The organism is Klebsiella sp. 10982 (assembly GCF_048589245.1).
GTDB classification, from domain to species: domain Bacteria; phylum Pseudomonadota; class Gammaproteobacteria; order Enterobacterales; family Enterobacteriaceae; genus Klebsiella; species Klebsiella quasivariicola.
On sequence record NZ_JBMAXV010000028.1, the window covers coordinates 1 to 22,170 of the forward strand.

The following is a 22,170-nucleotide window of genomic DNA, read 5'->3' on the forward strand; positions in this document are numbered from 1 at the left end:
CTCCCGGACGGGAGGCTTTTTGCTACAGGGAGAAGGGGTTTTGTCAGGCGTTGTAGGCGTTTTCGCCATGGCTGTTGACGTCCAGCCCTTCGCGTTCCTGCTCTTCCGGCACGCGCAGCCCGACGGTCATGTCCGCCACTTTATAACCGATGAAAGCCACCACGCCGGACCAGACTACGGTGATGGCGATACTTTCCAGCTGCACCAGCAGTTGATGGCCCATGGTGACACCTTCCGCATAACCGACGCCGCCGAGAGACGTCGCCGCGAAGATACCGGTCAGGATACAGCCGACGATGCCGCAGACGCCGTGAACGCCAAAGACGTCGCAAGGGTCATCCACACGCAGCCAGCGCTTCAGCGCGGTCACACCCCAGATACCGGCCAGACCAGAGGCGATCCCGACAATCAGCGCCCCGCCGACACCGATATAGCCACACGCTGGCGTCACGCCGACCAGACCGGCAATCGCCCCTGAGCAGGCGCCCAGCAGAGAAGGTTTGCCACGCAGGGCCCATTCGCCAAAGGTCCACGCCAGGATAGCCGCGGCAGTCGCCACAACGGTGTTAACGAAGGCCAGGGCCGCAATTTCATTCGCTGCGCTGGCAGAGCCGGCGTTGAAGCCGAACCAGCCCACGTAGAGGATAGCGGTGCCAGTGAATACCATCGGCAGGTTATGCGGTTTGAACGCTTCTTTGCCGAAGCCCACGCGTTTACCCATCATATAGGCGCCCACCAGCCCGGCGACCGCGGCGTTGATGTGCACAACAGTGCCGCCGGCGAAGTCCAGCGCGCCATGCGTCGCCAGCAGACCGCCGCCCCAGACCATATGCGCAATCGGCACGTAGGAGAGCGTCATCCACACCACCACGAAGATCAGTACCGCGGAGAAACGAATACGTTCCGCCAGCGCCCCAACAATCAGCCCGACGGTGATGCAGGCAAACGAGCCCTGGAAGGCCACGTGGATATACTGATAGAAGGTGCCCATCAGCGCTTTCAGCTCAATGTTTTTCAGCATTACCCAGTCAAAGCTGCCGAAGAAGCTGCCGCCGGTGCCGAAGGCCAGGGTATAGCCATAAATCACCCACAGTACGCAGACCAGGCCAAAGGTGACAATCACCTGCGTCAGCATGGACAGAACGTTTTTGCCGCGGATCAGCCCGCCGTAAAACAACGCGATCCCCGGGATAGTCATAAACAGAACCAGCGCGGTGCAAATCATCATAAACGCGTTATCGGCTTTGTCCGCTACCGCAGGCGCGGCCATCGCCAGCCCCGGAAGAAGGGCTAATGCCCCCAGACCCGATTTCATTGTTGCCATTTTCATTGTTTCGTTCCCCATCACTGTGTGGTCTGGAAATTACAGTGCCGCTTCGTCAGCTTCGCCGGTACGGATGCGAATGACGCGCTGCAATTCAGCGACGAAAATTTTGCCGTCGCCAATTTTTCCGGTATAAGCCGCTTTGCTGATGACATCGATGACTTCATCCAGCTGATCGTCGGCAATCGCCACATCAATCTTCACTTTTGGCAGAAAGTTGACGCTATATTCGGCGCCGCGGTAGAGCTCCGCGTGACCTTTTTGACGGCCAAATCCTTTGACTTCAGTGACCGTCAGGCCCTGAATGCCGATGGAAGACAAGGCTTCACGCACGTCTTCCAGTTTGAATGGTTTGATTACCACGGTAACCAGCTTCATAAGTCCCCTCCAGTCAGTATTCGGTAATGGCCGCAGCTAACACGATGGATATAAAGCAAGGGCTATGCCAGAAATGAAAAAAGGCCGCAGAGCGGCCCTTTGATGGCAAAAAACAGGGGACAGGTCAGGCAATAGCCTGCGCAAAGAGATTTGTTGCGTAAAAATGCACCACAACGGTGCATTTCATGTAGCGTTTTTGCACCATGGCAGGCCGCCCTGTTTTCGCTGCCTGCTGGTGGTGCATCAGGCGCTGAGCGACTCTTCCCGGGCGCTGGCCGCCAGCTCTTCGCCGGCCAGCTGCAGCTGATACATCTGCCAGTAACGGCCTTTCGCCGCCAGCAGTTGCTGATGAGTGCCCCGCTCAACGGCCTGACCGCGATGGAGGACCAGAATGGTATCGGCCTCGACGATGGTCGACAGCCGATGGGCAATGACGACCAGAGTGGTATGCTGGCGAACCTTTGCCAGCGCTTGCTGAATAGCCTGTTCAGTGCCGGAGTCGATGTTGGCGGTCGCCTCGTCCAGAATCAGGACCTGCGGGGTCTCCACCAGCACGCGCGCCAGCGCCAGCAGCTGTTTCTGCCCGACGGAGAGATTATTGCCCTGCTCGCCCAGCTGAGTGTACAGGCCATCGCTCATGCTGCGTGCCACCGCCGCCAGCTGCACTGCCTCCAGCGCTTCCCAGACCTGGGTTTCACTGATGTCCCGGCCCAGCGCGACGTTAGCGTAGAAGGTATCCGCCAGCACCACCGGATCCTGTTGCACCATCGCGATGCCCCGACGCAATGCGCTGTGGCTGAGGGACGCGAGCGGCCGTCCATCGATGCGGATCTCCCCGTGGGTTAACGGGTAATAGCCCATCATCAGGCTGGCGAGGGTACTCTTGCCGCTGCCGGTATGTCCGACCAGCGCCACGAAGCTGCGGGAGGGAATATCCAGCGTGATATCCTGCAGGACCAGACGGTCTCCCCGGTAGGCAAAGGAGAGATGGTCAATTTCCACCCGGCCGCTGCCCAGCGGCGCGTCATCCGAACCCCACGCCTGGCGCGGGCGATCCATCAGCTCAAAAACGCGTTCGCCGGCGACCACCGCCTGCTGCAGCATCGACTGCTGGGTGGTCAGCTCGATAAGCGGCTCGTTAAGGCGCCCAAGATAGCTGATAAACGCGTACAGGACCCCGACCTCGATCGTGCCCGCCGCGCTAAAGCCAAACAGCATCAGCAGCCCGCACAGCACCAGCGAGGAAAAAAGGCTCAGCAGCGGGCGCAGCAGAAAACCGTCGAGGCGCAGCGTCTGCATTCGCGCCATATAGTGGGCATAGCTGGCCTCGCGCATCCGTTCGCCAAAGCGCGCCTGCTGGCGAAACTGCTGGATCACCCCCATGCCGTTAATGACTTCGTTGAAACCATCGTTGATATCGGCAAGCCAGGCGCGCACCCGGCGCACAATCGGCGTGCTGTAGCGCTGATAGATGATCATTACGATCAGCACCGCCGGGAAGATCGCAATCGCTACCAGCGCCATCCGCCAGTCGAGGCTAAACATCGCCACCAGCATCGCGCCGATCAGCGCCGCGCTGCGCAGTACCGTCGCCACCACCGTCACGTACAGATCGCGAATGACTTCGGTATCGTTGGTCACCCGTGAGATAAGTTGCCCAACCGGCTGGGTATCAAACTCGCTGAGCGGCTGATGCAGGGCGGCATCCATTACATCGCTACGCAACTGCTGGACGACGCCGACCGCGGCGCGGTTAAACAGCAGCGACTGGTTATAGTGCAGTAACGCCGCCAGCAGCTGCAGGCCGATATAGGCTACCGCCAGGCCTGCCACCAGCTTCAGGGGCAGCGTATGCTTCGCCACCATATTATCGATGAAATAGCTGATGAGCAGCGGGCCGCTCACTTCCGCCGCCGCCGCGATCCACATCATCCCCACCGCAATGGCCAGCGGCTTACGCCAGGGAGAACCATAGGCCAGCAGGCGTTTAAGCGTCGGCCAGAGTTCGGTAAAGCTACGCATCCAGGGCCTCCTCTTGCGCCTGCGGAACCTCGTCAAGCGCGGCTTCCAGCTGCTGGTAACGATACATGTCGCGGTACCAGCCTGGCTGCACGGCCAGCGCCTCATGGCGGCCACGCTGGGCAATATGCCCATGCTGTAACACCAGAATTTCACTGGCCTCGGTCAGCGCCGACAGCCGGTGGGCGCTGATAATCACCGTCCGCCCCTCCCCCCACTGGCGCAGGTTGTGCAGGATCTGGTGCTCCGTACGGCCATCTACCGCCGACAAAGCATCATCAAGGATCAAAATTTCAGCCTCCAGCAGCAGAGCGCGGGCAATCGAGATGCGTTGTTTCTGGCCGCCGGAGAGCATCACGCCGCGCTCGCCCACCTCGGTATCGTACCCCTGGGGCAGGCGCAGAATGTCGTCATGCACGCTGGCCAGCCGTGCCACGCGTTCAATCTGCGCCGGTGTCGCATCCGGTTTGCCCAGCGCGATATTATTGGCGACGGTGTCAGAGAATAAAAATGGCGTCTGATTGACCACCGCCAGCCGGGCGCGCCAGCTGTCGAGCTGCAGACGCGGCAGCGGCAGATCGTGAAAGCGGATCTCGCCGCTGGTGACGTCAAAATGACGTTGCAGCAGCGCCAGAATGGTGCTTTTACCGGCGCCCGTCGGCCCGCAGATACCCAGCATTTGCCCCGGCTGGAGGGTAAAATTAACCTGCTCCAGCGAAGGTTTACTCGCCTGCGGATAGATGAAGTTGCGGATGGCAACCTGCAGGACACCGCGGCCTGCCGGCACTGCTTCAGTACCGTCGTCCACCGCCGGCGCCTCTTCGAGCATCGTGCGGATACGGCCATAGGCCGCGCTACCGCGCTCCACGATGTTAAACATCCACGCCAGCGCCAGCATCGGCCAGATCATCAGGCCAAGATACATCACGAAGCTGGTCAGCTGGCCCAGCGTCAGGCTGCCGTGGATCACCATCCAGCTGCCGCCGCCGATGGCCAGCAGATTAGCCGCCCCGATGGCGATATAGATGGTGGGGTCGAAGCGGGCGTCAATGCGCGCCACGCGCATATTTTTTGCGCCGGTATCGGCTGCATCGGCGGCAAACTGCGCCGACTGGCGATCCTCCAGCCCAAACGCCTTGATCATGCGAATGCTGGTCAGGCTCTCCTGCGTACGATCGTTGAGGCTGGAAAAGGCCGCCTGAGCCACGCGGAAACGTTCATGAAGCGCGTCGCCGTTGCGTTTAATCGCCAGGGCCATCAGCGGCATCGGCAGCAGCGCCAGCAGGGTGAGCTGCCAGCTAATCTGCGTCGACATCACAATCAATACCGCACAGCCCATCACCAGCGAATCCACCAGGGTTAATACCCCTTCGCCGGCGGCAAACACCACCCGGTCCACGTCATTGGTGGCGCGGGCGATCAGATCCCCGGTGCGATGGCGCAAATAGAACGCCGGATGCTGGCGACTCAATTGCCGATAAAAATCTTCCCGCAGCTCGACCGCCAGCTGATAAGAAGCACCGAACAGCAGTACACGCCAGACATAGCGCAGCAGGTAGACCATCACCGCGATCAGCACCAGCGCGCCAATCCACATCCACACCTTCTCCGCGGTGTAATGTTGTTGCGTCACGCCGTCCACCACAATGCCCACCACCTTCGGCGGAATAAGCTGCAGAACGGCAATAATGGCCAGCAGAGCAATCGCGCCAAGATAGCGGCGCCACTCCCGGCGGAAGTACCAGCTGAGTTGAGCAAATAATCGCAAGCAGTAAAATCCTGAATTTTTAATAGGTTACGGCACAATACCGTTATTCGACAGGCAAGGCGGTGGTATATTTTATCTGTTCCATAGCAAAACTCGAAGTGACATCCGACAGACCAGGCACGCTGTTCACTAAACGTTTATAAAAGTCGTCATAGCGTTTCATATCGGCCACCTGCACCCGCAGCAGGTAGTCATACTCACCCGCCATCCGCCAGAAGCCGAGCACTTCCGCCATCTGCGTCACTTCGCTAACGAACTGACAATACCAGTCGCTGCTGTGATGTTGAGTCTTGATGAGGACAAACGCCGTCAGCCCCAGCCCCACCTTTTCCGCGTCCAACAGGGCGACACGCCCGCGGAGAATCCCCTCATCTTCGAGCCGTTTCAGGCGTTTCCAGCAGGGGGTAGTGGTCAGATTAACGGCATCGGCCAGCGCCTGCAAAGAGAGGGTGCAATCTTCCTGCAGCAGCGCCAGCAGCTTACGGTCAATTTTATCTAGCATAGGGCATCCAGGGAGAAAATTTTGCTCTCATAATGGTAATCCACAGGCTAAATGGCAACAATTTTTCCTGCGCTTTCCGCTAAGCTAGGCACAAAATGACAAACAGGAAATCACGATGAACAGCGCTTGGGTTAAACATGCCATTAGCGAAATCAACGCCGACTATCAGCGCTCTGCCGACACGCACCTGATCCGTCTGGCGCTACCCGGATTTCCGGGGATCCACCTCTATCTGAAAGATGAAAGCACCCACCCCACCGGCAGCCTGAAGCATCGCCTGGCGCGGTCGCTGTTTCTCTATGGTTTGTGCAACGGCTGGATCAAAGAAGGTACGCCAATTATTGAGTCCTCCTCAGGGTCAACCGCCGTTTCGGAGGCTTATTTCGCCCGACTGTTGGGGCTGCCGTTTATCGCTGTGATGCCTTACTGCACCGCCAAACGCAAAATCGAACAGATCGAATTTTACGGCGGACGCTGCCATTTTGTGCAGAGCGCCTGCGAAATCTACGACGCGTCCGAAACGCTGGCCCGCGAGCTGAACGGCCATTATATGGATCAATTCACCTTTGCCGAGCGGGCCACCGACTGGCGCGGCAATAACAATATCGCCGACAGTATTTTTCGCCAGATGAGCCATGAGCCGCACCCGCAGCCATCATGGATCGTCATGAGCGCCGGCACCGGCGGCACCTCGGCCACCATTGGCCGCTATATTCGCAGCCAGGGCCATGAGACGCAGCTGATGGTCGTTGACCCGCAGAATTCGGTCTTCCTCGACTACTGGCAAACCCGCGACGCCAGCCTGCGCAGCCCGGTCGGCAGCAAAATTGAAGGCATCGGCCGCCCACGCGTCGAACCGTCGTTTATTCCCGACGTCGTTGACGAGATGCTACGCGTGCCGGATGCGGCGAGTGTGGCGACTGCGCTATGGCTCGAAACGCAGCTTGGGCGCAAGGTCGGCGCCTCGACCGGCACCAATATGTGGGGCGTATTGCAGCTGGCCGCGAGGATGCGCGAAGAAGGACGCACCGGCTCTATTGTGACGCTCCTGTGCGACAGCGGTGAACGTTACCTGGAAAGCTATTACAACCCACAGTGGGTGGCGGATAACATCGGCGATATTGCGCCCTGGCAGGCGGAGATCGCCGGTCTGGTCGAAAGGCGATAAAAAAAGCCAGATAGAAAACTATCTGGCTTGCTGGAAGAGTCTCTCTATTCGGGGGAATAAGGAAGATCAGGGTTATCCAGCCAATGCGTTAAAAAGTGGGAGACCGCCTGATGACGGCAGTCACCGATCACCGGTAGATGCGGCAGCTCGGCTTTCAGCTGCGGCATCGCGTTGCCCATGATAAAACCCCGCCCAACGCTGCTCAGCATCTCGCGATCGTTCATGGCATCGCCAAACGCCATGCACTCCTGCAAGGTGAAGCCTAAGTGCTGGCTGAGCACCGCCAGCGCTGCGCCTTTGTTGCAGCCAACCGGCAGCACCTCCAGACAGTCCATCGCCGAGAAGCAGAGAAACGCGCGCTCGCCCAGCGCCTCATTCAACTGGATCCGCAGGCGGTGGAGATCGTCATGATCGCCGCAGAAACAGATCTTGGTGACATGCTGCGCCGACATGCGTTGCGGATCGCACAGTTGATAGTGAAAGCCGCTGAAGACATGCGCTTGCAACAATTCAGGCCGTGCCTGACCGGTGAACCAGCCGCCATCGTTAAACACATGCATGCTGGCCTGCGTATCCCATTTGCTGTGCAGCACCACTTCCGCCGCCTCGGGATCGAGATCCTGGCGATAAAGCTCCTCCCCTTCCAGCGAATGGATGCGCGTTCCGTTGCCGGTGATCAGAAATGCATCAAGGGAAAATTCGCCAATCACATGGTGCATCTCCAGCACATGGCGACCGGTAGCGAACGTCAGGGTGATATCGCGTTCGCGCAGCCGGTTCAGTGCGTTGAGCGTCTTTTCGCCGAGACGATGGTTCAGCATCAGCAGAGTGCCGTCCATATCAAATGCGGCCAGTTTTGCCATGGTGTATTCCCCGATGTGTGATGGGCTTCGCTTGTGTTGCAGTATCACCTGGGATATACGGAAGTAATAGTGAATAGATATTATTAATTGTTCCGGGTTTACAGCAACCCAGCGGACGGCGGCCCTTATGCGACTCTTACACCGTTTAAATCAATACCAGCGTCTATGGCAGCCCTCAGCCGGAGCGCCGCAGCAGGTCACTGTCGGCGAACTGGCGGAACGCTGTTTTTGCAGCGAACGCCACGTCCGCACTTTACTGCGTCAGGCGCAGGAGGCGGGGTGGTTAAGCTGGCAGGCCAGCTCCGGGCGCGGCAAGCGCGGACTGCTCTTTTTTCACAAAACCCCGGAACGTCTGCGTAACGAGATGATGGAGCAGGCGCTGAGCAAAGGCCAGCAGCAGAACGCGCTGGAGCTGGCGCAACTGGCCCCGGTGGAGCTGAAAGCCCTGCTTCATCCTTTCCTCGGCGGTCAATGGCAAAACAATACCCCAACGCTGCGTATTCCTTACTATCGCCCGCTGGAGCCGCTGCGACCCGGCTTTCTGCCCGGACGCGCCGAACAGCATCTGGCCGGGCAGATCTATGCCGGGCTGACGCGCTTCGACGAAGGCGACAACATGCCGATCGGCGATCTGGCGCATCACTGGCAGGTCTCCCCGGACGGCCTGCGCTGGCAGTTTTATATCCGCTCCACGCTGTGCTGGCACAACGGCGACACGGTGGAAACCACACACCTACGGCAGCGGTTACTGCTGCTGCTTGAACTGCCCGCCTTACGCACCCTTTTCGCCAGCATCAGCCGTATCGATGTCACTCACGCCCAGTGTCTAACCATTACCCTGCATCGTCCTGACTACTGGCTACCGTTCCGCCTGGCCAGCTACTGCAGCGTGCTGGCGCATCCTGACGATCCGACTATCGGCTGCGGGCCGTTCCGTCTGAAGCGGTTTAGTCCGGAACTCGTCCGCCTGGAAAACCATCCCCGCTACCACCTGCAGCATCCGCTGATCCAGGCGGTGGAGTACTGGATCACCCCCCAACTCTTCGACCGCGATCTCGGGACCAGCTGCCGTCATCCGGTGCAGATCACCATCGGCGATCGCGAAGAGCTGCATAATCTGCGCCAGGTCAGCAACAGCATCAGCCTTGGCTTCTGCTATTTGACCCTGCGCCACAGCCCTCGGCTTAGCAAAGCGCAGGCCCAGCGGCTGGTATCGATCATTCACCGCTCGTCGCTGCTGGAAACGCTGCCGCTGGACGAGGATCTGATTACGCCAAGCCATGAGGTACTGCCGGGATGGTCCATCCCGCAGGGACCGGAAAACAACGCGGTACCGCTGCCGGCCAGGCTCACCCTGCTCTATCATCTGCCGGTCGAGCTTCATGCCATGGCTGAGCAGCTCAGACTGCGGCTGTCTGTTCTGGGCTGCGAGCTGACGCTGCTGTTTCATGACGCCAAAAACTGGGAAGGCTGTCAGCATCTGGGCCAGGCCGATCTGATGATGGGCGACCGACTGATCGGCGAAGCGCCGGAATACGCGCTCGAACAGTGGCTGCGCTGCGATATGCTGTGGCCCAATTTGCTGACCGGGGCGCAATATGCCCATCTGCAGGCGACATTAGACGCGGTGCAGGCGCAGCCCGAGGCCCGCAGCCGCAACGATGCGCTGCGCAACGTATTCAACAGTCTGATGGAAGACGCCATCATGACGCCGCTGTTCAAATATAACTATCGAATCAGCGCGCCACCGGGGGTCAATGGCCTGCGACTCAACGCGCGGGGCTGGTTCGACTTCGCCAGTGCCTGGCTGCCAGCCTCGTGAACGTGAGAGAGCTGGTCGCCGTGCGCGTCTGGCGCTACCATATCGCCTTTACTCATTTAGTCAGGAATTGCCATGAAACGCGCCGTAGTTGTCTTCAGCGGAGGACAAGATTCAACCACCTGTCTGGTGCAGGCTCTGCAACAGTATGATGAAGTGCATTGCGTCACTTTTGATTATGGCCAACGCCACCGCGCGGAAATCGATGTTGCGCGCGAACTCGCCCTGAAACTGGGCGCCGTCGCGCATAAAGTGCTGGACGTCACTCTGCTTAACGAACTGGCAGTCAGCAGCCTGACCCGCGATAACATTCCGGTACCCGACTATCAGCCTGATGCCGAGGGCATTCCCAACACCTTTGTCCCCGGGCGCAATATTCTGTTTTTAACCCTGACGGCAATCTACGCCTATCAGGTGAAAGCCGAAGCCATCATCACCGGCGTGTGCGAGACCGACTTCTCCGGCTACCCGGACTGCCGGGATGAGTTTGTCAAAGCGCTGCACCACGCCGTAAGCCTGGGGATGGCAAAAGACATTCGCTTTGAAACGCCGCTGATGTGGCTCAACAAAGCCGAGACCTGGGCGCTGGCCGACTACTGGGGCCAGTTGGATCTGGTGCGTCGGGAAACCCTCACCTGCTACAACGGCATTAAGGGCGATGGCTGCGGCCAGTGCGCCGCCTGCAACCTGCGCGCTAACGGCCTTAACCAGTATCTGGGGGACAAGGTCGGCGTGATGGCGGTGATGAAGCAAAAAACCGGGCTGACACAGGCATAGCCTCTGGGAAGCGATGTACCGGCGCTTTCACTCAAATTCCCCGGTGGCGCTATGCTTACCGGGGCTACGGGTTCATCACCTGCCGTGGGCCCGTTACTCCCACGACGGTTGTCAGCGCAAGTTCATCTGGTCAAGTTTCTCACGCAGTTCTCCCTCCAGCGGCAGCGCCTTCTGGGTTTTTAAATCAATACAGACGAAGGTAATTAGCGCATCGGCCACCACTTCGCCATTGGGGTTGAGAGTGACTACCTGGCTGAGGGTACCGCTTTTGCCGTTGAGTTGCTCCAGTTTACTGCTCACCGTCAGCACATCGCCTAAAACCGCTGGGCGACGGTAATTAATATTGATGTTCACCACCACGAAGGCGATGTTTTTCTCCATCATCCACTGAAACGCAGGGCTGTTCTCCAGGCCATCCCAGCGGGCCTCCTCAAGGAACTCCAGGTAGCGTGCGTTATTCACATGCTGATAGACGTCCAGATGATAGCCACGAACTTTAATTTGTGTCTGCATAGCACCAATGCCTTTCTGTTATTGTTGTTTATGAGGTAAGAGGTCACACCACTTGATGCAACCTCTTTATCCTGGCAAAAAATCACCGCTGTGCAAGCGCTGGCATAAAATTTACAGCGTCAGATGAGCTAAATTGCGCTCCACCAGCGCGCTCCCCATCCCCGGCACCTGCTTCAAATCATCAAGGGTTTTGAACGGCCCATACTCTTCTCGGTAGCTGACAATCGCCTGGGCTTTTTTCAGGCCTACACCATTCAGTGCCTGAGCCAGCTGTTCGGCACTGGCACGGTTAATGCTGACCTTTGTCGCCCCGTTGTCGGCCTCCCCCGGCACCGCTTCCGCCTTCGCCGAAGCGGTCGCCTGCACATTTTCTTTATTCACCGCCGCTTTGCCGCTGGCGGGGGCAGCCAGCGCGCCCTGTACGCCTACCGCGAAAACCAGAACGCTCGCGGCCATCAGTGCTTTTATTCCATATTTCATGCTGATATCTCCTTGTGTGTAGACAGCAAGGTCACGATAGCGTCAGTGCGGATGGCCGACAAAAGGCAAATCACAGAAATGGAAAGGGCCGCGAAAGCGGCCCTTGAGGATTACATCGTGTTGCTCATTTTTGCGAGACGACGCGAAATTACTGCTGCTGGTCGATGCTGTCGCCGAGCTTAATTTTCGCTGCCTTACGCAGGTTGCTCATCAGCGCTTCGAAAGCAATTTGAGCGTTGTTCTGGGTAATCCCCTGAACCATAGCCTTCTTCTGCTCTTCCGGCATGTTGCCTGCTTTCACTTCATCCAGCGCCACCAGCACCACATCGCCTTGCATATTGCTGCCAACGCCGTAGACAGGTTTGCCCTGCTGCGGCAGCGGCAGAGTGAATGCCAGCTGGCTCAGCGGATCCTGGCCGGTACGGGAGAGCGTCTGCGGCGCGCCAAAGCTCAGGCCAGCCGCTTTCATCGCTTCATCGCCTTTGCCGTCTTTCAGCGCCGCCAGCAGCTTGTCGGCGTCCAGTTTCGCCTGCTGTTCCGCTTTATTGTGCTTAACCATATCGCTAACCTGCGCCTTCACTTCGGCCAGCGGTTTCACCGCTTCGGCTTTGTGCTCGCTGATGCGCAGAACAAATGCGCGATCGCCGTCAACGGTAATGATGTCGGAGTTGCTGCCCGGCGCGCCGTTCTCACCCACCAGACCGCCGTTGAAGATAGCGTCAGCGACCGGTTTAAAGTTCAGCTCTTCCGGCAGGTTATCGCGGCCAAACCAGCCGGTTTCGACGACCTTAAGACCGGCAACCTGCGCCGCGCCTGCCAGCGATTCATTATCGTTGCTGGCCGCATCGCTCACCTTCTGCTGCAGCGCATAGTAAGCATCCAGCGCTTTCTCCTGCTTCACTTTCGCCGCAATGTCATTGCGCACGTCAGCCAGCGGTTTGACCTGGGCTGGCTGCACGTCGTCCAGACGAGCCACCAGGAAGCCAACCGAGGATTTAATCACGCCGGAGAGCTGACCTTTTTCTTTCAGCCCGGCATCTTTCAGCTCAGGAACGGTAGAGGCATCTTCCATCCACCCCATATCGCCGCCGTTGCGGGCAGAGATAATGTCGGTCGATTTTTCTTTCGCCAGCGTGGCGAAGTCCGCCCCTTTTTGCAGTTCGGCCAGCACCGCTTTCGCATCAGCTTCGGTTTTGGTCTGGATCACGCTGTAGCGGTTGCGCTGCGGCTGAGTGAACTGATCCTTGTGCTGATCATACCAGGACTGAATCTCTTCGTCAGAGACACTTTCCTGCATGCTGGCGGCATCCATTTTGATATAGCTGACGCGGAACTGCTCCGGCGCCATAAAACGGGCCTGATTCTGCTGCCAGAAGGCGTTAATTTCCTCATCGCTGGCGGTCTGTTTTGCCGCCAGAGCGTTTACGTTGATGGTCGCTTCGCGAACGACCCGCTGCTGAGACACCAGCGCCGCCAGTTGATCGGATTCGCCCGGCAGCATGAAGTCGGTGCCGGCAATGGCGTTAATCAGCTGTTGGGTGGTCAGCTGGTTACGCAGCGCCTGGGCGTACTGATCGGTGGTCATCCCCATCTGGGCGACGATACCGCTGAAACGCTGGTTGTCGAACTTACCGTCTGTCTGGAACGCCTGAGTCTGGAAGATCGCCTGCTTCACCTGCTCATCGCTGATGCTGAGGCCCAGCTCACGGGCATACTGATCCAGAAGCGACTCATCGATCAGGCGATTCAGCACCTGCTGGCGCATAGTCTTCATGTAGTTTTCGTTCGCCGCCAGCTCGGAGAACTGGTCGCCAAGCTGCTGCTGCATACGGTTACGTTCGCTGGCGACGGCGTTTTCAAACTGCCCACGGCCAATCTCCTGGCCATTCACTTTTGCGGCATAGTTTTTGCCACCGCCAATCAGGTAACCACTCACCCCGGTCAAAATGAACGAGACGATAATGATACCGAAAATAATCTTGAGCACGACGCTGTTGGCGGCCGTGCGTAGGTTGTCCATCATGGTGTAACAACGCTCCGCTGTAGATGACTTTAGCTCGCGCAGCATAGCACGTGATGGCCGCCGCGCGTGAGGACGTATTTTGACAAGAAAACAGGGTGATTGTCAGCCCACAAGTAGCGATAAACACACATAAAGTGGTCTGAAAAGGCAATAAAAAAGGCACATCTCACGATGCGCCCTTGTACTTCGTCACATTCCCTGATGGGAAAGCCGATCAGTTCACCGCGTCTTTCAGCGCTTTACCAGCACGGAAGCCCGGTACTTTTGCGGCAGCGATAGTAATTTCTTTACCTGTTTGTGGGTTGCGACCAGTACGGGCGGCACGTTCTTTAACAGCAAAGGTACCAAAACCTACCAGCGCAACGTCATCCCCAGCCTGCAGAGATTCAGTAACAGAAGCGATTAAAGCATCTAACGCACGTCCAGCTGCAGCTTTAGAAATGTCCGCACCCGCAGCAATTTTGTCAATCAGTTGAGATTTATTCACTGTTCTCTTCCTCTCTTTATAATTTATATCGCACCTGAGTCCTTCATAGTGCGACCGCGCAGCAGTTATATCAGGACTGTCATGCCCTTACAACAGCAGTTGTCGATGACCCCCCTGCCAGCGATCTAAGTTAGCTACACAAAAAAAGGCTGGCAAGTGCGAAATGCCTTACCAGCCCTATTTTTATTAGCGCAATTTGCGCAGAATCACTATTTCGCGGTCACAACCTGCATGCCGAACGGTTCGTTCTGCAGCGCAAGTGTCAGAACTTCCTCGATTCGTTTCACCGGATGGATATCCAAATCGGCGATAACGTTATCTGGAATTTCTTCAAGGTCGCGTTTGTTCTCATCAGGAATCAGAACAGTCTTAATGCCGCCGCGATGCGCCGCCAACAGTTTTTCCTTCAGACCGCCGATCGGCAGTACCTGACCACGCAGGGTAATCTCCCCGGTCATCGCCACATCGGCGCGGACTGGGTTACCGGTCAGACAGGAGACCAGCGCCGTGCACATGGCAATACCCGCGCTCGGACCATCTTTCGGCGTCGCCCCTTCCGGTACGTGGACGTGAATATCACGCTTCTCGTAGAAGTCGGCGTTAATGCCCAGTTTGTCCGCCCGTGAACGCACCACGGTCAGCGCAGCCTGAATCGACTCCTGCATCACTTCACCCAGCGAACCAGTGTAGGTCAGCTTGCCTTTCCCCGGAACGCAGGCGGTTTCAATGGTCAGCAGATCGCCACCTACCTCCGTCCACGCCAGACCGGTCACCTGGCCGACGCGGTTCTCACTGTCGGCACGGCCATAGTCGAAGCGCTGTACGCCGAGATAATCATGCAGATTCTCACCGTTAATCTCGATGTGTTTCAGCGTCTTATCCAGCAGCAGCTGCTTAACGGCCTTACGGCACAGCTTGGAGATTTCACGCTCCAGGCTACGAACGCCCGCTTCCCGCGTGTAGTAACGAATAATGCCGATAATGGCGCTATCGTCGACGGTCAACTCGCCTTTCTTCAGCGCGTTACGTTCAATCTGCTTCGGCAGCAGGTGACGCTTCGCAATGTTCAGCTTTTCATCTTCGGTATAACCGGAGAGACGAATCACTTCCATACGGTCCAGCAGCGGCGCCGGAATGTTCATGGAGTTAGAGGTGGCCACAAACATTACGTCGCTGAGATCGTAATCCACTTCCAGATAGTGATCGTTAAAGGCCACGTTCTGTTCCGGATCCAGCACTTCCAGCAAGGCTGAAGCTGGGTCGCCGCGCATGTCGGAAGACATTTTGTCGATCTCATCCAGCAGGAACAGCGGGTTTTTGACCCCCACTTTTGCCATTTTCTGGATCAGTTTGCCCGGCATCGAGCCAATATAGGTGCGACGGTGACCGCGGATTTCCGCTTCATCGCGCACGCCACCTAACGCCATACGCACGTATTTACGTCCGGTCGCTTTGGCGATGGATTGACCCAGCGAGGTTTTACCTACCCCCGGCGGCCCCACCAGACAAAGGATCGGCCCCTTGATTTTATTCACCCGGCTCTGCACCGCGAGATATTCAAGGATGCGGTCCTTCACGCGCTCCAGACCATAGTGATCGGTATCAAGGATCTCCTGGGCCTGGCGCAGGTCTTTTTTGACCTTACTGCGCGCATTCCACGGCACCTGCACCATCCAGTCGATGTAGCCACGCACGACGGTCGCTTCGGCAGACATCGGCGACATCATCTTCAGCTTCTGCAGTTCCGCTTCGGTTTTTTCTTTCGCCTCTTTCGGCATTTTCGCCGCGTCGATCTTACGCTTCAGCGCTTCGTTTTCGTCCGGGGCGTCGTCCATCTCGCCGAGTTCTTTCTGAATCGCTTTCATTTGCTCGTTCAGATAGTACTCGCGCTGGGATTTCTCCATCTGCTTTTTGACGCGGTTGCGAATGCGCTTCTCAACCTGCAGCAGATCGATTTCCGATTCCATCATCGCCATCAGATATTCCAGACGTTCGTTGACGTCGGACATCTCAAGCACAGACTGTTTGTCAGCCAGCTTCAGCGGCATATGCGCCGCGATGGTATCCGCCAGACGCGCCGGATCGTCGATGCTGTTCAGCGACGTCAGCACTTCCGGTGGGATCTTTTTGTTCAGCTTGATATAGCCTTCAAACTGGCTGATAGCGGTACGAACCAGCACTTCCTGCTCGCGTTCGTCAATCGCCGGCGAATCGAGATACTCCGCTTTCGCCGAGAAATGTTCGCCATTATCAGACAGCGCAGAAATGCGAGCACGCTGCAGCCCTTCGACCAGCACCTTCACGGTGCCGTCCGGCAGCTTCAACATCTGCAAAATAGACGCCACGGTTCCAACGGTGAAAAGATCGTTTACACCCGGCTCATCCGTCGACGCTTCTTTCTGCGCAACCAGCATGATTTTTTTATCATGGTCCATGGCCGCTTCGAGGCAACGGATAGATTTTTCCCGCCCTACGAACAGGGGTATGACCATGTGCGGATAAACCACCACATCGCGCAATGGCAATACGGGGATTTCAATGCGTTCAGAACGCTCAGGATTCATAGAGCTCTCTCTTAGTTTAAAGTCCGCCAGGTAGCCGACGACGCCACACTCCACTGCATCGTCGTTAATATGTAATCCAGTATATGGGGATGTATTCCACACATTCAACGGCGGGAATGCAGGAAAAATAAAAGGGGAGATAAAATCCCCCCTTTTTGTTAACTGCTTGAGTGAATTGGCTAATTATTCACCAGATGCCTGCTGAGCTTCCGGTTTGCCGTAGATCAGCAGCGGCTTGCTCTGACCGGCGATAACCGACTCATCAATGACCACTTTTTCCACATCTTCCATGGAAGGCAGGTCATACATGGTATCCAGCAGCGCCGCTTCCACAATGGAACGCAGGCCACGGGCGCCGGTTTTACGCGCCATCGCTTTTTTGGCGATAGCATCCAGCGCTTCGTCGCGGAACTCAAGCTCTGCACCCTCAAGGCTGAACAGCGCCTGATACTGCTTGGTCAGGGCGTTTTTCGGCTCTTTCAGGATCTGGATCAGCGCTTCCTCGCTCAGTTCGTTCAGGGTCGCCACTACAGGCAAACGACCGATAAACTCCGGAATCAGACCAAACTTGATCAGATCTTCCGGCTCAACCTGGGCCAGCAGCTCGCCTTCGCTGGCTTTGTCTGACTTCGCTTTCACCGTCGCGCCAAAACCAATGCCGGAGCCGGTTTCAACGCGGTGAGAGATCACTTTGTCCAGGCCAGCAAATGCCCCGCCGCAGATAAACAGGATCTTGGAGGTATCAACCTGCAGGAACTCCTGTTGCGGATGTTTACGTCCGCCCTGCGGCGGAACGGCGGCGACGGTACCCTCGATAAGCTTCAGCAGCGCCTGCTGCACGCCTTCACCAGAGACGTCGCGGGTAATCGACGGGTTATCGGATTTACGCGAAATTTTGTCGATTTCGTCGATATAGACAATACCGCGCTGCGCTTTCTGCACGTCGTAGTCGCACTTCTGCAGCAGTTTCTGAATGATATTTTCGACGTCTTCACCCACATAACCCGCTTCGGTCAGGGTGGTGGCGTCTGCCATGGTAAACGGCACATCCAGCAGGCGCGCCAGCGTTTCCGCCAGCAGCGTTTTACCGGAGCCGGTCGGCCCGATCAGCAGGATGTTACTTTTACCCAGCTCTACGCCATTGCTGGTATCGCCATTGCGCAGACGTTTGTAGTGGTTGTATACCGCGACCGCCAACACTTTCTTCGCCTGTTCCTGACCGATGACGTAGTCATCAAGGTGGTGGCGAATCTCGTGCGGCGTCGGCAACGCGCTGCGCTCGCGGTGCGGCGCAACTTCTTTAATCTCTTCGCGAATGATGTCGTTACATAAATCAACGCATTCGTCGCAGATATACACGGATGGCCCGGCGATCAGCTTACGCACTTCATGCTGGCTTTTGCCGCAAAAAGAGCAATACAACAATTTGCCCGATCCATCTTTGCGTTTATCTGTCATGAGTCCAAACCTCTTTTTAAGTTCTTTGTGCCGCACACGACGACGCAAATGCCATTCTCAGGCGCAAGCCGCCATATAGCGTTGTGCCGCCCTTCATTAGTATATACACAAAATCCTTCGCGCTACATCGAGGCGGTGGCAAAGCCACCGGCCGCAAGCCTGCCCGGCAAGCGCCCGGTATAATACCCACCACCCACACTAACGTGGCGAGAAGGATGAAGCGTAAAGCGGCACCCTTGCGCCTGGGGCATCAATTACGATGGGTCAAAATAGAGTCGACCAACCCGTACTCCACGGCTTCCGCAGCAGACAGGAAGCGGTCACGCTCGGTGTCACGCTCAATCTGCTCAAGAGACTGGCCGGTATGATGCGCCATCAGCTCATTCATGCGTCCTTTCACCTTCAGGATTTCGCGGGCGTGGATCTCAATATCCGTCGCCTGTCCCTGATAGCCGCCCAGCGGCTGGTGGATCATCACGCGGGAGTTCGGCAGGCAGAAGCGCTTGCCTTTCGCCCCGGCGGTCAGCAGGAACGCGCCCATAGAAGCGGCCTGGCCCATACAGATGGTGCTGACGTCCGGCTTGATGAACTGCATGGTGTCATAAATTGACATCCCGGCGGTGATCACCCCGCCCGGAGAGTTAATGTACAGGTAAATGTCTTTTTCCGGGTTTTCCGCTTCCAGAAACAGCATCTGCGCCACGATCAGGTTGGCCATGTGGTCTTCAACCTGGCCGGTCAGAAAAATGACGCGTTCCTTAAGCAGACGGGAGTAGATATCAAAAGAACGTTCACCGCGTGAGGTCTGTTCAATGACCATCGGCACCAGGGCCATATGGGGTGCAAAGTTGTCTCGTTCGCCACTGTATGACATTTCCGTCTCCTGGAGTAATTTTAAAATACCTGCTGCACTGATTGTAACCTTACGGACGGATTATCAGCCACAGTTTCTATCCGCTGAACGCGTCACCGCCTCTTCAACACGCGTGCGATTGCGGATGCAGTTGCCTCCCCCGGTAATGGGGATGGTGTTGCCATATTTCAAGCATAACAAGCTTTTGCTGTAACGCTATCATGGTAAATGCGTTTTAGCATCGTGCCTTAGGCGTTCATTATCCTAAAAAAAAACCCGCCGCCTTTCGGCAACGGGTTTTTGCTCGAACCTTAAACAATCGCGGCGAAATTACGCCTGCTGGTTCATCAGTTCGTTGAAGGAAGTGGCTTTTTCAGACACTTTGGCTTTCGCCAGCACGGCTTCAACAGCCTGCTCTTCCAGCGCCACGTTGCGCATGTTGTCCATCAGCTCTTTGTTCTTGCTGTAGAACTCAACCACTTCTGACGGATCTTCGTACGCAGAAGCCATCTCTTCGATCAGGGCTTTCACACGCTCTTCGTCAGCTTTCAGCTCGTTGGTGCGAATCACTTCGCCCAGCAGCAGACCAACAACGACGCGGCGTTTAGCCTGCTCTTCGAACAGCTCGCGCGGCAGTTCCAGGGCTTGTTTCTCGTTGCCGCCGAAACGCTGAGCAGCCTGGCGACGCAGTACGTCGATTTCGCTGTCGATCAGGGCCGCCGGAACGTCGATCTCGTTGGCTTTAACCAGACCTTCGATAGCCTGAGACTTCACGCGGTTACGCACAGCGCCTTTCAGCTCGCGCTCCATGTTTTTACGCACTTCAGCGCGCAGGCCAGCAACGGAACCATCTTCCACGCCGAAACGTTTGATGAATTCTTCGGTCAGCTCCGGCAGTTCGCGCTCTTCAACTTTTTTCAGGTTGATAACGAACTTAGCCGCTTTACCTTTCAGGTTTTCAGCGTGGTATTCTTCCGGGAAGGTCACGTCGATGGTGAACTCTTCACCCGCTTTATGGCCTTTGATACCGTCTTCGAAGCCCGGGATCATGCGACCCTGGCCCATCGCCAGTACGAAGTCAGAAGCTTTGCCGCCTTCGAACTCTTCGCCATCTACAGAACCGGTGAAGTCGATGGTAACGCGATCTTCAGCATCAACGGCGCCATCTTTTTCTTTCCAGGTCGCCTGCTGCTTGCGCAGGGTTTCCAGCATGGTATCAACGTCAGCGTCGGTGACTTCAACAACCGGTTTTTCAACTTCGATCGCGTCCAGACCCTGCAGTTCAACTTCCGGATACACTTCGAACTCTACCGCGTAGGTGAAGTCTTCGCCCAGCTTGTATTCGCCCGGAACGTAGTTCGGCGCGCCGGCCGGATTGATTTTTTCTTTGATGATCGCGTCAACGAAATGACGGCTCATCAGGTCACCCAGCACATCCTGGCGAACGGACGCGCCATAACGCTGAGCAACAACATTCATCGGCACTTTGCCTTTACGGAAGCCGTCAATGCGAACTTTTTTCGCTACGTTGACCAGCTCGCTTTTGACAGCATTCTCGATGCTGTCAGCGGCGATAGTAATCGTTACACGGCGCCCAAGGCCCTGAGTGGTTTCAACTGAAACTTGCATCTTGTTACCTCAAAAAAATCACAGTGCTCGGTCAACTCTGGAAGCGCGTGTAGGTGGCTTCGCAGAACCGGGATGCCCTCTTCAAATCAGAAACACATTCCCTGTCGTCAGAATCATCCCGAAGACATTCATATATAAGACGCGGCATTATAGCGGCATCACTTTTGTGAGTCGAGAACGGTTGTCGCCCACTGCTGCGGCATTTTTCACATTTCCCGCTCAAATTTGTCCGCAAAAGCGCTAACTTTGCGCATTTTCCAGGCAAAACAAAACGGCCCGTAGGCCGTTTTTGCTAAATCTGCAAGCAACATACTGGAAAAGCGCCAGCGGTTGCAAATGGGATTTCTAGGCGATACTCCCCGCACCGCGGCACGGCGGTGAGGCGAAAACCGTATCCTGTAATGCTTCCCATTCTTTAATCGTATAGGTGTGCAGCGCCAGGGCATGCACTGTACTCGACAGCTCCTCGGTTAGCGTGCCGTAGATCATACGGTGGCGATTGAGGAAACGCTCGCCAGTGAAGCGATCGCTCACTAACACCACTTTAAAATGACTCTCAGAGCCCGCAGGGACGTTGTGACGATAACTTTCATCCACGACTTCGAGATACATCGGGTCGAACGCTGCTCTAAGTTTTGCTTCGATCTGTTCACGTATCATCATGAATTTTCTCCTCCGACAACGCTGAGATGCCGCCACTCCATTTAAATGTTAGCCGCTTTTACCGCTTCCATTAGGAGAAAACAACAAAAAATTAGCATTGTTCTGATATTTTCATTCAAAAGTATCACGTTTACTGGCTCTGGTCGCCAGATCCGCCGGGAAAGCGTGATTAACCGTGGCGCTATGCTCAGAAAACCGCCAGGGCGATGGATTTACACGCGTTGCCACTTCCCCTTGCCGTTAGCGATGCTATGATGGCGGTAATTTTCCTTATAACAACACCATGCGTTGAGACCTGAACATGCTTAAGAAGATCCTTTTTCCGTTGGTCGCCATGTTTATGCTGGCAGGATGCGCCACGCCGCCGACCACTATTGAAGTATCGCCGAAAATCACGCTGCCGCAGCAGGATCCGAGCCTGATGGGCGTGACCGTCAGCATCAACGGCGCTGACCAGCGTCCGGACCAGGCGCTGGCGAAAGTGACGCGCGACAACCAACAGGTCACCCTTACTGCCTCCCGCGATCTGCGTTTCCTGCTGCAGGAAGTGCTGGAGAAACAAATGACCGCTCGCGGCTACATGATTGGCCCGAACGGCGCGGTCGATCTGCAGATTATCGTCAACAAACTTTACGCTGACGTCTCCCAGGGCAACGTGCGCTACAACATCGCCACCAAAGCCGATATCGCCATCATCGCCACCGCGGCGAACGGCACGAAGATGACCAAAAACTACCGCGCCAGCTACTCCGTTGAAGGCGCCTTCCAGGCCTCGAACAAAAACATCGCTGATGCCGTCAACAGCGTCCTGACCGATACCATCGCCGATATGGCGCAGGACACCAGCATCCACGATTTCATCAAGCAAAACGCGCGTTAATG

19 protein-coding genes are annotated in these 22,170 nt (G+C 56.6%); 4 read left to right on the forward strand and 15 right to left on the reverse strand.

Annotated features, from left to right (window positions below; translation table 11 throughout):
- Positions 1 to 43: 43 nt before the first annotated feature.
- From amtB to ACKLKD_RS19060, 5 genes are all read right to left on the reverse strand, one after another.
- Positions 44 to 1,330: an ammonium transporter AmtB gene (amtB, locus tag ACKLKD_RS19040; protein ID WP_004152876.1), complete on the reverse strand. Its 1,287-nt coding sequence runs from the start codon at positions 1,328 to 1,330 to the stop codon at positions 44 to 46.
- Positions 1,331 to 1,363: 33 nt separating this feature from the next.
- Positions 1,364 to 1,702, reverse strand: a complete 339-nt coding sequence (gene glnK / locus ACKLKD_RS19045; protein ID WP_002891893.1) for a P-II family nitrogen regulator — start codon at positions 1,700 to 1,702, stop codon at positions 1,364 to 1,366.
- 243 nt (positions 1,703 to 1,945) lie between these two features.
- Positions 1,946 to 3,724: a SmdB family multidrug efflux ABC transporter permease/ATP-binding protein gene (locus tag ACKLKD_RS19050; protein WP_080897002.1), complete on the reverse strand. Its 1,779-nt coding sequence runs from the start codon at positions 3,722 to 3,724 to the stop codon at positions 1,946 to 1,948.
- Positions 3,717 to 5,489 carry a SmdA family multidrug ABC transporter permease/ATP-binding protein gene (locus ACKLKD_RS19055; protein WP_080924894.1) on the reverse strand — a complete coding sequence of 591 codons (1,773 nt, stop codon included), beginning with the start codon at positions 5,487 to 5,489 and terminating at the stop codon, positions 3,717 to 3,719. The genes ACKLKD_RS19050 and ACKLKD_RS19055 overlap by 8 nt, the downstream gene beginning before the upstream one ends.
- A 43-nt stretch (positions 5,490 to 5,532) precedes the next feature.
- Positions 5,533 to 5,991 carry an Lrp/AsnC family transcriptional regulator gene (locus ACKLKD_RS19060; RefSeq protein WP_002891873.1) on the reverse strand — a complete coding sequence of 153 codons (459 nt, stop codon included), beginning with the start codon at positions 5,989 to 5,991 and terminating at the stop codon, positions 5,533 to 5,535.
- Between the two features lie 115 nt (positions 5,992 to 6,106).
- On the opposite strand from ACKLKD_RS19060, the gene ACKLKD_RS19065 reads away from it, so the two are divergent.
- Positions 6,107 to 7,159 carry a PLP-dependent cysteine synthase family protein gene (locus ACKLKD_RS19065; RefSeq protein WP_080924895.1) on the forward strand — a complete coding sequence of 351 codons (1,053 nt, stop codon included), beginning with the start codon at positions 6,107 to 6,109 and terminating at the stop codon, positions 7,157 to 7,159.
- 44 nt (positions 7,160 to 7,203) lie between these two features.
- On the opposite strand, the gene cof is transcribed toward ACKLKD_RS19065, so the two are convergent.
- Positions 7,204 to 8,022 carry an HMP-PP phosphatase gene (gene cof / locus ACKLKD_RS19070; protein WP_087805733.1) on the reverse strand — a complete coding sequence of 273 codons (819 nt, stop codon included), beginning with the start codon at positions 8,020 to 8,022 and terminating at the stop codon, positions 7,204 to 7,206.
- A gap of 127 nt (positions 8,023 to 8,149) precedes the next feature.
- On the opposite strand from cof, the gene ACKLKD_RS19075 reads away from it, so the two are divergent.
- Positions 8,150 to 9,844, forward strand: coding sequence for an SgrR family transcriptional regulator (locus tag ACKLKD_RS19075; RefSeq protein WP_080897006.1), 1,695 nt, complete (start codon positions 8,150 to 8,152; stop codon positions 9,842 to 9,844).
- A gap of 72 nt (positions 9,845 to 9,916) precedes the next feature.
- A complete protein-coding gene (queC, locus tag ACKLKD_RS19080; protein WP_025710664.1) occupies positions 9,917 to 10,618 on the forward strand; it encodes a 7-cyano-7-deazaguanine synthase QueC in 702 nt (233 codons plus the stop codon).
- Between the two features lie 111 nt (positions 10,619 to 10,729).
- On the opposite strand, the gene ACKLKD_RS19085 is transcribed toward queC, so the two are convergent.
- The 9 genes from ACKLKD_RS19085 to bolA all read right to left on the reverse strand — a co-directional run bounded on the left by ACKLKD_RS19085 (position 10,730) and on the right by bolA (position 21,288).
- Positions 10,730 to 11,131: a YbgC/FadM family acyl-CoA thioesterase gene (locus ACKLKD_RS19085; protein ID WP_008805405.1), complete on the reverse strand. Its 402-nt coding sequence runs from the start codon at positions 11,129 to 11,131 to the stop codon at positions 10,730 to 10,732.
- Between the two features lie 111 nt (positions 11,132 to 11,242).
- Complete coding sequence (locus ACKLKD_RS19090) at positions 11,243 to 11,611, reverse strand: helix-hairpin-helix domain-containing protein (RefSeq protein WP_080897007.1); 369 nt, start codon at positions 11,609 to 11,611, stop codon at positions 11,243 to 11,245.
- 148 nt (positions 11,612 to 11,759) lie between these two features.
- Positions 11,760 to 13,634, reverse strand: coding sequence for a peptidylprolyl isomerase (gene ppiD / locus ACKLKD_RS19095; protein ID WP_025710662.1), 1,875 nt, complete (start codon positions 13,632 to 13,634; stop codon positions 11,760 to 11,762).
- Between the two features lie 214 nt (positions 13,635 to 13,848).
- Complete coding sequence (gene hupB / locus ACKLKD_RS19100) at positions 13,849 to 14,121, reverse strand: nucleoid-associated protein HU-beta (RefSeq protein ID WP_002444653.1); 273 nt, start codon at positions 14,119 to 14,121, stop codon at positions 13,849 to 13,851.
- 209 nt (positions 14,122 to 14,330) lie between these two features.
- Positions 14,331 to 16,685, reverse strand: coding sequence for an endopeptidase La (gene lon, locus ACKLKD_RS19105; RefSeq protein ID WP_023288614.1), 2,355 nt, complete (start codon positions 16,683 to 16,685; stop codon positions 14,331 to 14,333).
- A 183-nt stretch (positions 16,686 to 16,868) separates the two neighbouring features.
- Positions 16,869 to 18,143: an ATP-dependent protease ATP-binding subunit ClpX gene (gene clpX / locus ACKLKD_RS19110; protein ID WP_002891807.1), complete on the reverse strand. Its 1,275-nt coding sequence runs from the start codon at positions 18,141 to 18,143 to the stop codon at positions 16,869 to 16,871.
- Positions 18,144 to 18,393: 250 nt separating this feature from the next.
- Positions 18,394 to 19,017 carry an ATP-dependent Clp endopeptidase proteolytic subunit ClpP gene (gene clpP, locus ACKLKD_RS19115; protein WP_002891804.1) on the reverse strand — a complete coding sequence of 208 codons (624 nt, stop codon included), beginning with the start codon at positions 19,015 to 19,017 and terminating at the stop codon, positions 18,394 to 18,396.
- A gap of 309 nt (positions 19,018 to 19,326) precedes the next feature.
- Positions 19,327 to 20,625, reverse strand: coding sequence for a trigger factor (gene tig, locus ACKLKD_RS19120; RefSeq protein WP_025710660.1), 1,299 nt, complete (start codon positions 20,623 to 20,625; stop codon positions 19,327 to 19,329).
- Between the two features lie 345 nt (positions 20,626 to 20,970).
- Complete coding sequence (gene bolA / locus ACKLKD_RS19125) at positions 20,971 to 21,288, reverse strand: transcriptional regulator BolA (protein WP_025710659.1); 318 nt, start codon at positions 21,286 to 21,288, stop codon at positions 20,971 to 20,973.
- 301 nt (positions 21,289 to 21,589) lie between these two features.
- On the opposite strand from bolA, the gene ACKLKD_RS19130 reads away from it, so the two are divergent.
- A complete protein-coding gene (locus tag ACKLKD_RS19130; protein WP_004204800.1) occupies positions 21,590 to 22,168 on the forward strand; it encodes a lipoprotein in 579 nt (192 codons plus the stop codon).
- Positions 22,169 to 22,170 lie beyond the last annotated feature (2 nt).

Coding starts and splice junctions, on each gene's coding strand:
- amtB (WP_004152876.1), bottom strand. CDS start 1,330: ATGAAAATGGCAACAATGAAATCGGGTCTGGGGGCATTAGCCCTTCTT.
- glnK (WP_002891893.1), bottom strand. CDS start 1,702: ATGAAGCTGGTTACCGTGGTAATCAAACCATTCAAACTGGAAGACGTG.
- ACKLKD_RS19050 (WP_080897002.1), bottom strand. CDS start 3,724: ATGCGTAGCTTTACCGAACTCTGGCCGACGCTTAAACGCCTGCTGGCC.
- ACKLKD_RS19060 (WP_002891873.1), bottom strand. CDS start 5,991: ATGCTAGATAAAATTGACCGTAAGCTGCTGGCGCTGCTGCAGGAAGAT.
- ACKLKD_RS19065 (WP_080924895.1), top strand. CDS start 6,107: ATGAACAGCGCTTGGGTTAAACATGCCATTAGCGAAATCAACGCCGAC.
- cof (WP_087805733.1), bottom strand. CDS start 8,022: ATGGCAAAACTGGCCGCATTTGATATGGACGGCACTCTGCTGATGCTG.
- ACKLKD_RS19075 (WP_080897006.1), top strand. CDS start 8,150: ATGCGACTCTTACACCGTTTAAATCAATACCAGCGTCTATGGCAGCCC.
- queC (WP_025710664.1), top strand. CDS start 9,917: ATGAAACGCGCCGTAGTTGTCTTCAGCGGAGGACAAGATTCAACCACC.
- ACKLKD_RS19085 (WP_008805405.1), bottom strand. CDS start 11,131: ATGCAGACACAAATTAAAGTTCGTGGCTATCATCTGGACGTCTATCAG.
- ACKLKD_RS19090 (WP_080897007.1), bottom strand. CDS start 11,611: ATGAAATATGGAATAAAAGCACTGATGGCCGCGAGCGTTCTGGTTTTC.
- ppiD (WP_025710662.1), bottom strand. CDS start 13,634: ATGATGGACAACCTACGCACGGCCGCCAACAGCGTCGTGCTCAAGATT.
- lon (WP_023288614.1), bottom strand. CDS start 16,685: ATGAATCCTGAGCGTTCTGAACGCATTGAAATCCCCGTATTGCCATTG.
- clpX (WP_002891807.1), bottom strand. CDS start 18,143: ATGACAGATAAACGCAAAGATGGATCGGGCAAATTGTTGTATTGCTCT.
- clpP (WP_002891804.1), bottom strand. CDS start 19,017: ATGTCATACAGTGGCGAACGAGACAACTTTGCACCCCATATGGCCCTG.
- tig (WP_025710660.1), bottom strand. CDS start 20,625: ATGCAAGTTTCAGTTGAAACCACTCAGGGCCTTGGGCGCCGTGTAACG.
- bolA (WP_025710659.1), bottom strand. CDS start 21,288: ATGATGATACGTGAACAGATCGAAGCAAAACTTAGAGCAGCGTTCGAC.
- ACKLKD_RS19130 (WP_004204800.1), top strand. CDS start 21,590: ATGCTTAAGAAGATCCTTTTTCCGTTGGTCGCCATGTTTATGCTGGCA.